The organism is Microbulbifer sp. HZ11 (assembly GCF_000708675.1).
Lineage (GTDB): Bacteria > Pseudomonadota > Gammaproteobacteria > Pseudomonadales > Cellvibrionaceae > Microbulbifer.
On record NZ_JELR01000001.1, the window covers coordinates 1,776,756 to 1,787,883 of the forward strand.

12 protein-coding genes are annotated in these 11,128 nt (G+C 59.1%); 9 read left to right on the forward strand and 3 right to left on the reverse strand.

The features are described 5' to 3' along the window. Window positions 1-16: 16 nt before the first annotated feature. Complete coding sequence (gene cynS / locus AU11_RS07625) at window positions 17-466, forward strand: cyanase (protein WP_043317656.1); 450 nt, start codon at window positions 17-19, stop codon at window positions 464-466. Between the two features lie 131 nt (window positions 467-597). Further along, complete coding sequence (locus AU11_RS07630; protein WP_051687026.1) at window positions 598-1,509, forward strand: NAD-dependent protein deacetylase; 912 nt, start codon at window positions 598-600, stop codon at window positions 1,507-1,509. Between the two features lie 143 nt (window positions 1,510-1,652). On the opposite strand, the gene yghU is transcribed toward AU11_RS07630, so the two are convergent. Genes yghU through AU11_RS07645 form a run of 3 tightly spaced genes read right to left on the reverse strand, consistent with a single transcriptional unit; the run spans window position 1,653 to window position 3,644 of the window. After that, window positions 1,653-2,531 (reverse strand): glutathione-dependent disulfide-bond oxidoreductase, encoded by an 879-nt coding sequence (gene yghU / locus AU11_RS07635; RefSeq protein ID WP_043317657.1) that lies wholly within the window; start codon window positions 2,529-2,531, stop codon window positions 1,653-1,655. Window positions 2,532-2,588: 57 nt separating this feature from the next. Further along, window positions 2,589-3,161 carry a transglutaminase family protein gene (locus AU11_RS07640; RefSeq protein ID WP_043317658.1) on the reverse strand — a complete coding sequence of 191 codons (573 nt, stop codon included), beginning with the start codon at window positions 3,159-3,161 and terminating at the stop codon, window positions 2,589-2,591. A 27-nt stretch (window positions 3,162-3,188) separates the two neighbouring features. Next, window positions 3,189-3,644 carry a GNAT family N-acetyltransferase gene (locus tag AU11_RS07645; protein ID WP_043317659.1) on the reverse strand — a complete coding sequence of 152 codons (456 nt, stop codon included), beginning with the start codon at window positions 3,642-3,644 and terminating at the stop codon, window positions 3,189-3,191. A 292-nt stretch (window positions 3,645-3,936) separates the two neighbouring features. On the opposite strand from AU11_RS07645, the gene rsxA reads away from it, so the two are divergent. From rsxA to AU11_RS07685, 7 genes are all read left to right on the forward strand, one after another. Beyond that, the gene (gene rsxA, locus AU11_RS07655) at window positions 3,937-4,512 is read left to right on the forward strand and encodes an electron transport complex subunit RsxA (protein WP_043317662.1); all 576 of its coding nucleotides are present in this window, start codon (window positions 3,937-3,939) and stop codon (window positions 4,510-4,512) included. Between the two features lie 12 nt (window positions 4,513-4,524). Next, window positions 4,525-5,133, forward strand: coding sequence for an electron transport complex subunit RsxB (gene rsxB / locus AU11_RS07660; protein WP_043317663.1), 609 nt, complete (start codon window positions 4,525-4,527; stop codon window positions 5,131-5,133). Continuing rightward, window positions 5,130-7,310 carry an electron transport complex subunit RsxC gene (gene rsxC / locus AU11_RS07665; RefSeq protein ID WP_081847983.1) on the forward strand — a complete coding sequence of 727 codons (2,181 nt, stop codon included), beginning with the start codon at window positions 5,130-5,132 and terminating at the stop codon, window positions 7,308-7,310. Before rsxB ends, rsxC begins: the two co-directional genes overlap by 4 nt. A 4-nt stretch (window positions 7,311-7,314) precedes the next feature. After that, window positions 7,315-8,367, forward strand: coding sequence for an electron transport complex subunit RsxD (gene rsxD / locus AU11_RS07670; protein ID WP_043317666.1), 1,053 nt, complete (start codon window positions 7,315-7,317; stop codon window positions 8,365-8,367). Further along, entirely contained in the window at window positions 8,367-9,050 is a 684-nt protein-coding gene (gene rsxG / locus AU11_RS07675; protein WP_043317668.1) for an electron transport complex subunit RsxG, read from the forward strand. Before rsxD ends, rsxG begins: the two co-directional genes overlap by 1 nt. Next, window positions 9,050-9,775, forward strand: a complete 726-nt coding sequence (locus AU11_RS07680) for an electron transport complex subunit E (RefSeq protein WP_043317670.1) — start codon at window positions 9,050-9,052, stop codon at window positions 9,773-9,775. The genes rsxG and AU11_RS07680 overlap by 1 nt, the downstream gene beginning before the upstream one ends. Before the next feature lie 642 nt (window positions 9,776-10,417). Then, window positions 10,418-11,032 (forward strand): TetR/AcrR family transcriptional regulator, encoded by a 615-nt coding sequence (locus tag AU11_RS07685; protein ID WP_231491676.1) that lies wholly within the window; start codon window positions 10,418-10,420, stop codon window positions 11,030-11,032. Window positions 11,033-11,128 lie beyond the last annotated feature (96 nt).

The following is an 11,128-nucleotide window of genomic DNA, read 5'->3' on the forward strand; positions in this document are numbered from 1 at the left end:
CAAATGGAGAGCAAACATGATCAGCAACCGCCAACAGGTTACCGACCTCATTCTGGTCGCCAAGGTACAGAAAGATTTGAAATGGACGCAGGTGGCGGATGCCATCGGCCAATCGAAGGAGTGGACCACCGCGGCCTGTCTTGGCCAGATGACGTTTACCAAACAGCAGGCGGCCGTAGTCGGCGAACTGTTTGACCTCAGCGATGAGGCGGTGGCCTGGCTGCAGATTGCCCCTTACAAGGGCTCCCTGCCCACTGCGGTGCCGACAGATCCACTGATTTACCGCCTGTACGAACTGGTAAGTGTGTATGGCACCACCATCAAGGAGCTGATCCACGAGGAGTTCGGTGATGGCATCATGAGCGCCATCGACTTTTCCATGGATATTCAGCGGGAAGAAGACCCGAAGGGCGATCGGGTGAATATGGTGATGTCCGGCAAGTTCCTGCCCTACAAGACCTACTGATTTACTCTGCCTGAATCACTACGCTGGCGGGAACAGTCTCGCCGGCGTAATCCCGGTGCAACCTTCTACTGCCAGACTCGTTACAATAGCGGTTCCGATCCCATTTTTTGCGAGCCCAAGCGATCAGCGCCATGAGTTTGAGCACACTTTCCTCCCCTTCTCATTCAGAAAGCGACGTTGTTGCGGATTCGCCGTTACCGAGCACGGAGGCGGCGGAGCAGCTGGCGGCGTTTATTCGTCGCTATCCGCGATTGACGGTGCTGACCGGTGCCGGGGTGAGTACGGATTCCGGCATTCCCGACTACCGCGACCGCAACGGCCAGTGGAAGCGCAAGCCGCCGGTGGATCATCGCGAGTTCATGAAGTGTGCGGCGACAAGACAGCGCTACTGGGGACGGGCGTTGATCGGCTGGCCGGTAATCCGCAATTCTGCGCCGAACCCGGCGCATTTTCATCTGGCGGAGCTGGAGCGGCGCGGGCATATCAACCTGTTGATTACCCAGAATGTGGATCGGCTGCACCAGCGGGCAGGCAGTGAGCGGGTGATGGATTTGCACGGGCGGGCGGATGAGATTCGCTGTATGAGCTGCGACTACCGGGCGGTTCGGCAGCTGGTGCACGATCGGAGTTACGCGCTGAACCCTACCTTCCGCCATTACACGGCGGAGGTGGCGCCGGATGGGGATGCGGATCTGGAGGTAGATTTTTCCAGCTTTCAGGTGGCGGATTGTCCGGACTGTGCGGGGATTCTGAAGCCGGATGTGGTGTTCTTTGGGGATAATGTGCCGCGGGAGCGGGTGCAGTTGGCGATGGATACGTTGCGGGAGAGTGATGCTCTGCTGGTGGTGGGTTCTTCGTTGATGGTGTATTCGGGGTTTCGTTTCTGTCGCTATGCGAAGGAATGGGGCAAGCCGATGGCGGCGCTTAACCTGGGAAAGACCCGGGCTGACGATTTGATTGATCTGAAATTGAATGCGGGGATTGGGGAAACCCTCGCGGAAACCCTATCGCTCCTCCAAGGTCCCGTCCCCTTCGTAAGGTGATTTTGTGGTGGCCGGTCACTGGGCCGGGTATTTCAAAACCGCTGTGAATACATCCCTGTACGCTCTGTCGGAAACATCCCTGTTTCCGACAGTTTTGAAATACCCGGCCCAGCGCCCGACCTTCTCGTCGGGCTCCACAATTCTTAATCGCCGCTAGGGTCCCCAATTTTATCCTGCGTACGCAATTCAAAATCACTGGCATCGTGCCGCTCATGCAACTGCTCTGAAGGCTCGCCCCAGGTGCGGTTGACCATACTTCCGCGCTTCACTGCCGGGCGCTCGCCAATCTCGTCTACCCAGCGGTTTACATTTTTGTACGTGTGGGCTTCGAGGAATTCCGCAGCATCGTAGGCTTTGTTTTTTACCACCGCGCCATACCAGGGCCAGATGGCCATGTCGGCGATGGTGTATTCCTTGCCGGCGATAAATTCGTGTTCGGCGAGCTGGCGGTCGAGGACATCGAGCTGGCGTTTGACTTCCATGGTGTAGCGGTTGATGGGGTATTCGTATTTTTCCGGGGCGTAGGCGTAGAAGTGACCGAAGCCGCCGCCGAGGAAGGGGGCGGCGCCCATTTGCCAGAAGAGCCAGTTGAGGGTTTCGGTGCGCTGCTCGGGGGTATGCGGGAGGAAGGCGCCGAATTTTTCTGCGAGGTACAGCAGTATGGAGCCGGATTCGAATACTCGAATGGGCGGGGTGGTGCTGTGGTCGACGAGGGCGGGGATTTTGGAGTTGGGGTTGATGTCGACGAAGCCACTGCTGAACTGGTCGCCTTCGGTGATGCGGATCAGGTGGGCGTCGTACTCGGCGCCGTCATGGCCCAGCGCCAGCAGCTCTTCGAGCATGATGGTGGCTTTGACGCCGTTGGGTGTGGCGAGGGAGTAGAGCTGCATGGGGTGTTTGCCCACGGGCAGATCTTTGTCATGGGTGGCGCCGGCGATGGGGCGGTTGATGTTGGCGAACTGGCCGCCGCTTTCGGAATCCCATTTCCACACTTTGGGCGGGGTGTAGCTTGCGTCCGACATGATGACTCCTCTTCGCACTTTAATGGATGCGTAAGAGTAAGCCGGTGGCGGTGAAATTCAAATGTCTGGCAGGTTTTCGATCACGGCCTGGTAGCTGTCGCTGGTTTCCAGCAACTGGATAACCTGCGGCAGGGGTTCCACATAATTTTGCGGCAGATCTTGTTCACCGTCTTCCATCGGGGTATAGGCAAGGCGCTCCTGTGGTGGGATAAATTCCGCAACGATTCCTGCCGCCGGTTTATTGCCGCGGGCGTCGATGCGGAACCAGCCATAACGCTCAAGGTAAATGCTGTTGAGGCCATGCAGGCAATAGCGGCCTGCCGCCTTATCCAGCAAGAGCCTCTGATAGCGGAAGCCCGCGGGAATCTGATTGGCCCGCAGCAGTGCGGCCAGCAGATGGCTTTTGGCAAAACAGAAGCCGGTGCCGGCGATCAACACATCAGACGCTTTGCAGGTGACCGGGTTCAGGGCGAAATCGCCGCTGTGGCGGATTTCATCGCGCACGAATTCAAAGGTATTGCGGGCGGTGCCAAATTTGGCTCCGGAACGGCATTTGAGATCGCTGGCGGCGTCGAGGATGTCCGGGTGCTGCCAGTCGATGATTGGAGTGGATTGTAGGTACGCTTGCATGCTCGGGTCGTTAGTATGGAAGGCGGGTCAGAGGTCCAGACTCATATATATGCTATTTGGATCATCTGTATATGCGGCGAAGGGAGGACACTCTGTGAACCCATGACGCTGGTAAAGCCGGTGAGCAGGGTGAAAAAAGGTCATCGAGCCGGTTTCCAGGCTGAGTCGGGTATAGCCCCTGGCGCGAGATTCATCAATTATATGCGCCAGCATCGCGCTGCCAACCCCTTTTCCCCGAGCGGAGGCGCCGGTGCGCATGGATTTGATCTCACCGTGATCGGGTGCAAGCTCTTTGAGTGCCCCACACCCCAGCAGCTGGTCGCCGTCATAGAGTGTCCAAAAGGTAATATCCGGTTGGCGCAGGCCCTCGAGGCCCAGGGCGTGCACGCTCTCCGGAGGCGATGTGGCGCGCATATCATCGATATGTTCCTGTAGAAAGGCCGCGATGGTGGGGCCGCTGAGGTCGTCGGTCGCTATTTTCATTGAACGTTCTTCTTTCGAGGTGCAGCCTGGCTGGAGCCTGCGGTCAGGTATACACGGGTTTCACAGGGCAGTAGCCACAGCGACGGGCCGGGCAAGTTGAACGCCCCTACCCTCTCGCCCATAATACCGCCCCCTGATCAGGCAACACAGATTTGTGCTGAGACCGGCGGTGTCAGTAAGCGCCTGCAAACTTTGCGCCAGCACGGCAATTTCGACGCCAGCCCAGCACATCATTCCCGAGCCAGCCTGTTGCTCAAACCGCGGCCCGGCCAGTGGGCAGAATGGAATCTCTATGACCGAATTTACCGTCATTCTTCTCAGCACCATCCTGGTGAACAACTACGTGCTGGTACAGTTCCTCGGCCTGTGCCCGTTTATGGGGGTATCCAACAAGCTGGAGACTGCCATCGGCATGGCCGGCGCCACCACCTTTGTGCTGACCCTGGCAGCCATCTGCTCTTACCTGGTGAACACCTACTTACTCGAGCCCTTCGGCATGGAGTACCTGCGCACCATTTCCTTCATTCTGGTGATCGCGGTGGTGGTGCAATTCGCGCGCATGTTTATCGAGAAGACCAGCCCTCTACTGCACCGGGTGCTCGGGGTCTTCCTGCCGCTTATCACCACCAACTGCGCGGTGCTTGGGGTTGCGCTGCAAAATACCCTGAAGGCAAACAACTTCTTCCAGTCCACCCTCTACGGCTTTGGCGCCGCTGTGGGCTTCTCTCTGGTACTGATCCTGTTTTCGGCGATGCGCGAGCGCCTGGCCGTGGCGGACGTGCCCAGGCCTTTCAAGGGCGCGGCTATTGGCATGATGACCGCAGGGTTGATGTCCCTGGCCTTTATGGGCTTTAGCGGGTTGGTATAAGGAGGAGCGACGATGGAATGGTTATCGGAAGTATCCACGCCGCTGCTGATTCTCGGCGGTATGGCTCTCGTCTTCGGCGCCCTGCTGGGCTTTGCCGCAGTGCGCTTCAAGGTCGAGGGCGATCCCATTGTGGATCAGATCGACGCCATACTTCCGCAGACCCAGTGTGGCCAGTGCGGCCACCCGGGCTGCCGCCCCTACGCCGAAGCCATCGCCAACGGCGAGGCCATCAACAAGTGCCCTCCCGGCGGCCAGGCCACCATCAACGAACTGGCCAACCTGCTGGATGTCGAGCCGACACCCCTGGATGCCGAACACGGGGTGGAAGACGTCAAGAAGGTGGCATTTATTCGCGAGGCGGAATGTATCGGCTGCACCAAGTGCATCCAGGCCTGCCCGGTGGATGCCATTGTCGGCGCCGCCAAACAGATGCACACGGTGATAGTGGACGAGTGCACCGGCTGTGACCTGTGCGTCGAGCCCTGCCCGGTGGACTGCATCGATATGGTTCCGCTGGAGACCAGCCTGCAACAGTGGCATCCGAACAAACCCAAAGACGGTATCCAATTGATCGCCAGTGACAGACCCGACCTGCACACCAACGACCGGAGTGCAGCATGAGCCAGGTAGACCATCGACAGAACGCGAACGAGCATCGCGCGGCCCGCGAAGCCCATCTGATTGCCAGTGAAAAGGCAAGGGATCTGTCCCGCGAGCTGAAGATCAATGATTTCCACGGCGGCATTCACCCGCCGGAAAACAAGCACCAGTCCACCGGCGAACCCATCGGCAGCATCCCCTTGGCAGAAGATCTGATCGTGCCGTTGAACCAGCATATCGGCGGCACCGCCATTCCCCTGGTCAAGCTGGGAGATCTGGTTAAGAAAGGCCAGAAGATCGCTGAAGCCGACGGCCCGGTAAGCTGCCCGGTGCACGCGCCGTCATCCGGCAAGGTGGTCGCCATCGAGCCTTTTTCCGTGCCCCACCCCTCCGGCATGGTGGCGGACTGTATCCAGATCCGCACCGACGGCCGCGACGAGTGGTGTGCACTCACTCCGCTTGCAGACTACGCACACCGAGAGATCGACGAGGTGCTGGAACAGATCCGCGATTGCGGCATCGCCGGCATGGGCGGCGCCGGCTTCCCCACCGCGGTAAAGCTGAACCCCCGCGGTGGTGCGGAGATTGACACCCTGATCATCAACGGCACCGAGTGTGAGCCCTATATCACCGCCGACGATATGCTGATGCGTGAGCGCGCCAGCGAGATCATCGGTGGTGTGGAAATACTCGCGCACCTGCTGGACCAGCCGGAGCGGGTATTGATCGGTATCGAGGACAACAAGCCGGAAGCCATCAAGGCCATGAAGCAGGCCGCCGTGGGCACCCGCTTCCATGTGGTGGTGTTCCCCACCAAATATCCTTCTGGGGGCGAAAAACAGCTGATCGAAATCCTTACCGGGCGCGAAGTGCCCAACGAGGGCCTGCCGGCCAATGTGGGCATTGTGTGCCAGAACGTGGGCACCGCGCGCGCCGTATTCCGCGCGGTCACCCTGGGCGAACCACTGATCAGCCGTGTCACCACCGTGGTGGGCGAATCCCTGGAGCGCCAGCGCAACATCGAGGTGCCGCTGGGCACCCCCATCCGTCATATCCTGAAACATCACGGTCTCGACCGTAAACAGCTCCAACGTATTGTCATTGGCGGGCCCATGATGGGTTACACCATCGAAGACGAAAACGCGCCAGTGGTAAAAACCACCAACTGTATCCTCGCGCCCACCAATAATGAGCTGCCGCCACCACCACCGGCCCAGGCCTGTATCCGCTGCGGCCTTTGTGCCGAGGTCTGCCCGGCGAGCCTGCTGCCACAACAGCTTTACTGGTACGCGCGCGCGGAAGACCGCGAGAAGCTGCAGGCCTACAACCTGTTTGATTGCATCGAGTGCGGTGCCTGCTCCTACGTGTGCCCATCCAGCATTCCGCTGGTGCAGTACTACCGCGCCGCCAAAGGCGATATTCGCGAAGCGCGACTGGAAAAAGAAAAAGCCGACCGCGCCCGCGAGCGCTTCGAATACCGCAAGCTGCGCCTGGAAAAGGCGGAGCAGGAAAAAGAAGCCAAGCGCCTGGCGCGCAAGAAAGCCGCCGAAGAGGCGCGCAGGCAACGCGAGCAGAACGCCGACACTCCAGAAGCCAAAGCCGCCAAGGAAGAGTCCGACGTGGTGGCCGCGGCCCTGGCCCGGGTAAAAGCCAAGCAGGCCACCCCGGAACAGCAACTGGCCCGCGCCCAGCGCACCCTCACCAGTGCCGAGCACCGGGTAGAGCGGATGCAGAGCAAGCTGAATGAAGCCGGAGAGGCACAGAAGCCGCAGCTGGAAGCCCAGCTGAAAACTGCCGAGCTGAAGCTGAAGGAAGCGCGGGAAAAACTCGCGGAAGCGGAAAAGTTGGCCGCATCAGCACCGGTGCAACAAACGCCCAGCGCCGAACAATCGGAGCCGACCGTTACCCAGGACAAGCTGACCGTAGCGGGGGCATCGTCGTCCGCCGCCGGCGCCGCCATCGAAAAGGCCAAGGCCGCCGCGGCCGCCCGCGCCAGCATGAGCCCGCAAGAAAAACTCGCCACGGAAATCGACGCACTTAAAAAACGGGTCGAGAAAGCCGAAGCGCGCCTGATCAAGGCCCGTGAGGAAGACGACCCGAACACCGGCGCTTTTGAGACCGCACTGGAAAAAATGCAGGGCAAGCTGCAGGAAAAACTGACTCAACAGAGCCAGAACGGAAACGGGAGCGGAGAGTAACCCCATGTCCCTGATGCGAATCACCTCCCCCCACGCCCACTCCGGTCAGAGCACCTCAAAAGTGATGCTGCAGGTAGCCGCCGCCACCATTCCCGGCGTTCTGGCCCTGGTGATCTACTTTGGCCCCGGCGTCCTGATCAATATCGCCCTGTGTATCGCCACCGCGCTGGCCACAGAAGCCGCGGTGATGAAACTGCGCAATCGCCCGATTGCCTTCTATCTGAAAGACTACAGCGCCCTGGTCACCGCCCTGCTGCTGGGTATCGCCCTGCCACCCTACTGCCCCTGGTGGATTCCGGTGATCGGCAGCGTGAGTGCGATACTGCTGGCCAAACAGCTCTACGGCGGCATGGGGTACAACCCGTTCAACCCGGCGATGGTGGGCTACGTGGTGCTGCTGATCAGCTTTCCGGTGGAAATGACCCGCTGGGCCGGCGCCGCGGACCTGATCCAGGGTGCGCCGGGGCTGGATGAGACCTTTGCGCTGATCTTCGGCAATATGAATGTGGACGGTTTTACCCGCGCCACGCCGCTGGAAATCGTGCGCCACAATGAGTCCACGATCCTCGCCCAGCTGTATCAGATGGAACCGGTGTTCAATCAGGGTTCTGTGGCCGGGCTCGGTTGGGAAATGGCCAACTTCGGCTTCCTGCTGGGCGGCCTGTTCCTGCTGTTCCGCGGCCTAATTACCTGGCACGGCCCGGTGGCGATGCTCGCCACCCTGACGGTTCTCTCCATCGTGTTCTACGATGGCGGCAGCTCCCTGAGTGAGGGCTCACCCCTGCTGCACCTGTTCTCCGGTGCCACCATGCTCGGCGCCTTCTTTATCGTCACCGACCCGGTGAGCGGCTGCACCAGCAACAAGGGCCGGCTGATCTTTGGCGCCGGCGTGGGCCTGCTGGTCTTTGTGATCCGCGCCTGGGGCGCCTACCCGGATGCGGTGGCCTTTGCGGTACTGCTGATGAACTTCGCCGCACCCTTTATCGACAACTACACACTGCCGCGCACATACGGCCACAAGGCCCCGCGCAAGGCCACCGACCTGGAGGAACAGTAATGCTGAAGCGCTCCATCGGTAGCAATGCCGCCATTCTTGCCCTGTTCGCCCTGGTTACCGCCGGCACTCTCGCCGTAACCCAGATCACCACCCGTGAGCCCATCGAGCGCGCCATCCGCGAGGCCGCTGCCAAGGCCCTGCTGGAGATCATCCCCATCGAGCGTCACAGCAACGACCTGCTGGTGGATACCTACCCCATTCCCAAACAGTACTGGGCCATGCTCGGACTGAGACAGGGGGGCGATATCAATCTGGCACGGGAAGGTGACGGCACCATTGATGCGGTCATCATCCCCACCGTGGCACCGGACGGTTACTCAGGGCCCATTCAAATGCTGGTAGGTGTAAACCGCGACGGCACCGTGGCCGGCGTGCGGGTGACCAGCCACGCGGAAACCCCCGGTCTCGGCGACAAGGTGGAAGTGAAGAAGAGCGACTGGGTACTTTCGTTTAACGGCACTTCCCTTCAAGACCCGGGCCGCGATATGTGGAAGGTGGAAAAAGACGGCGGTGCCTTCGATCAGTTCACCGGTGCCACCATTACCCCGCGGGCGGTGGTAAACCAGGTGCGCACCGTGCTCGACTTTGTCGCCGAGCACCAACAGGAAATCTTCAGTGCGCCGGTGTCCAAGCGCGCGGTAGAAGTCGAACAGCCCCAGGACAACCAGGGGGAGAACAACTGATGACCACACCTGACTCTTCGCACAACTATGGCGAGATTACCCACAACGGCCTGTGGAAGAACAATCCCGCACTGGTGCAATTACTCGGTCTGTGCCCGCTACTCGCGGTCACCGGCTCCGTAGTCAATGCGATCGGTCTCGGTCTCGCCACCACCGCGGTACTCACTTGCTCCAACCTGGCGGTGTCCCTGGTGCGCCACCAGATGCCGGAAACCGTGCGCCTACCGGCGTCGGTGATGATCATCGCCACCTTCGTGACCTGTGCCGAACTGCTGATGAAAGCATTCACTTACGAGCTGTATCTGGTACTGGGTATTTTCATTCCGCTGATTGTGACCAACTGCGCGATCCTGGGTCGCGCAGATGCGTTTGCCAGTAAAAACCCGGTGTTGCCGTCGCTGCTGGATGGACTGATGATGGGCGTCGGGTTCAGTGCGGTGCTGATCGTGATCGGCGCAGTGCGCGAGGTCATTGGCCGCGGAACCCTGTTCGGCGATATGGACCTGTTACTGGGCCCCATGGCGGCGGACTGGACGCTGCCGGTATTGGGACAGGATTATTCCGGATTTCTGGTTGCCGTATTGCCCCCCGGTGCTTTTCTCGTGGCGGGGTTACTGATCGCAGCCAAAAATGCCATCGACGCCGGAATCGAGGGCCGCAAAAAAGCCAATGCCAGCGTTGTCACCGGGAGTAAACGCGTGCGCACCACAGGAAAGATTTCGTGAATTCAACGAAAGAGCCCGAGGAATAACGGCCACCGGTATTTCGCTAATAAATCTTCGCCACAGGCAAAAAAATACCGGCCCTGCGCCGGTATTTTTTTGCCTGATTTTGAGACCCGTATCCGCTAACGGTTCAAACCTGTTCCACCAGCACAATGAACAGACTCTGTTAATTCAGACTGTAAATTCACCAGTTTCCCGAAGCATACTTCAACTAATTCCGCGTGTAATAAAACGTAATGGGATTTTCCTCACAATCCGCGATTCCTCGCTGGCTAACCTGACTCATATCGATAAAATAGAGCGACCGTCCCAAGCTGTCTTGTCAGTCATAAGTACGCATGGCCATGAACGTGTGACATTCGGTAGACTGGATACAAACGATAAGACCAATAAACGACGGGAGCGGAAAACATGAACGGGCTCTATTGCCGACAACCTTTTAACCGCGCTATTTTCATCTGGAACGAGTATTTCCCGATTCCCGATAGCTGTTCGCCCCAAATTGCAAAGGAATTCTCGCAACCATGACGTTAGACAACGGAAAGTCTGAACTGGTCTATCAAGGCCGTCGCGCCCAACGCGCCGACAGCCGACAGCCGACAGCGTCGCAAAGCTATTTTAGAGGCTACCCTTCGCCTGATTGTGAAAGAGGGCATTCGCGGCATCCGCCATCGCGCCGTGGCAAAAGAGGCCGCAGTACCACTGGCAGCCACCACTTACTACTTCAAACAACTGGACGACCTGATAAGCGATGCGTTCACATATTTTGTAGAACAGAATATTGACCAGACTCGCCACCTGCAGGAAGAAAGCTTTTCCGCCGTTCGACAGCTCACACCGGAGCAGATGCATTCAGCCACCGGACGCCGCCAGCTTATCCAACAGTTGACCCGCTTCGTGCTAAACCACATTCGCTCGCAGGCGGGCAGCCGCGATAACCGGATTATTGAGCTTGCATTCAAAAATGAAGCGCTACGCAATCCACAACTCACCCGTGCGGTGCGTATGGCCAACCAATCCACCGAGAATCTGATCGTTGAGTTCTTTGAACTGCTTCAGCTGGCCGACCCACTGGCCGCCGCCCAAATTGTGCACGGTACAATTCTGAACCTGGAGTTCCAGATTCTCAGTGGCGCAATATCTGTGGACTCTCCACTCCTAGAGCGCACCGTCACCCTGATGGTAAAAGGCGTGATTCCGGCGTCTGATGCCACTGCGCTGCACAATAGCAATAGCCTCCATACCCAGAGCGCATAAGCCAAGACTCTCCCACCCTGCATCACCTGCGCCACCCTGACCAACGACTGGCCAGGGTGCGCCTCTCAACTTGCAATAATTTTTGCGCCCAGCCCG

What these genes read in the sequence shown, in the direction of transcription:
- cynS (WP_043317656.1), top strand. Translation starts at nt 17, where the DNA reads ATGATCAGCAACCGCCAACAGGTTACCGACCTCATTCTGGTCGCCAAG.
- AU11_RS07630 (WP_051687026.1), top strand. Translation starts at nt 598, where the DNA reads ATGAGTTTGAGCACACTTTCCTCCCCTTCTCATTCAGAAAGCGACGTT.
- yghU (WP_043317657.1), bottom strand. Translation starts at nt 2,531, where the DNA reads ATGTCGGACGCAAGCTACACCCCGCCCAAAGTGTGGAAATGGGATTCC.
- AU11_RS07640 (WP_043317658.1), bottom strand. Translation starts at nt 3,161, where the DNA reads ATGCAAGCGTACCTACAATCCACTCCAATCATCGACTGGCAGCACCCG.
- AU11_RS07645 (WP_043317659.1), bottom strand. Translation starts at nt 3,644, where the DNA reads ATGAAAATAGCGACCGACGACCTCAGCGGCCCCACCATCGCGGCCTTT.
- rsxA (WP_043317662.1), top strand. Translation starts at nt 3,937, where the DNA reads ATGACCGAATTTACCGTCATTCTTCTCAGCACCATCCTGGTGAACAAC.
- rsxB (WP_043317663.1), top strand. Translation starts at nt 4,525, where the DNA reads ATGGAATGGTTATCGGAAGTATCCACGCCGCTGCTGATTCTCGGCGGT.
- rsxC (WP_081847983.1), top strand. Translation starts at nt 5,130, where the DNA reads ATGAGCCAGGTAGACCATCGACAGAACGCGAACGAGCATCGCGCGGCC.
- rsxD (WP_043317666.1), top strand. Translation starts at nt 7,315, where the DNA reads ATGTCCCTGATGCGAATCACCTCCCCCCACGCCCACTCCGGTCAGAGC.
- rsxG (WP_043317668.1), top strand. Translation starts at nt 8,367, where the DNA reads ATGCTGAAGCGCTCCATCGGTAGCAATGCCGCCATTCTTGCCCTGTTC.
- AU11_RS07680 (WP_043317670.1), top strand. Translation starts at nt 9,050, where the DNA reads ATGACCACACCTGACTCTTCGCACAACTATGGCGAGATTACCCACAAC.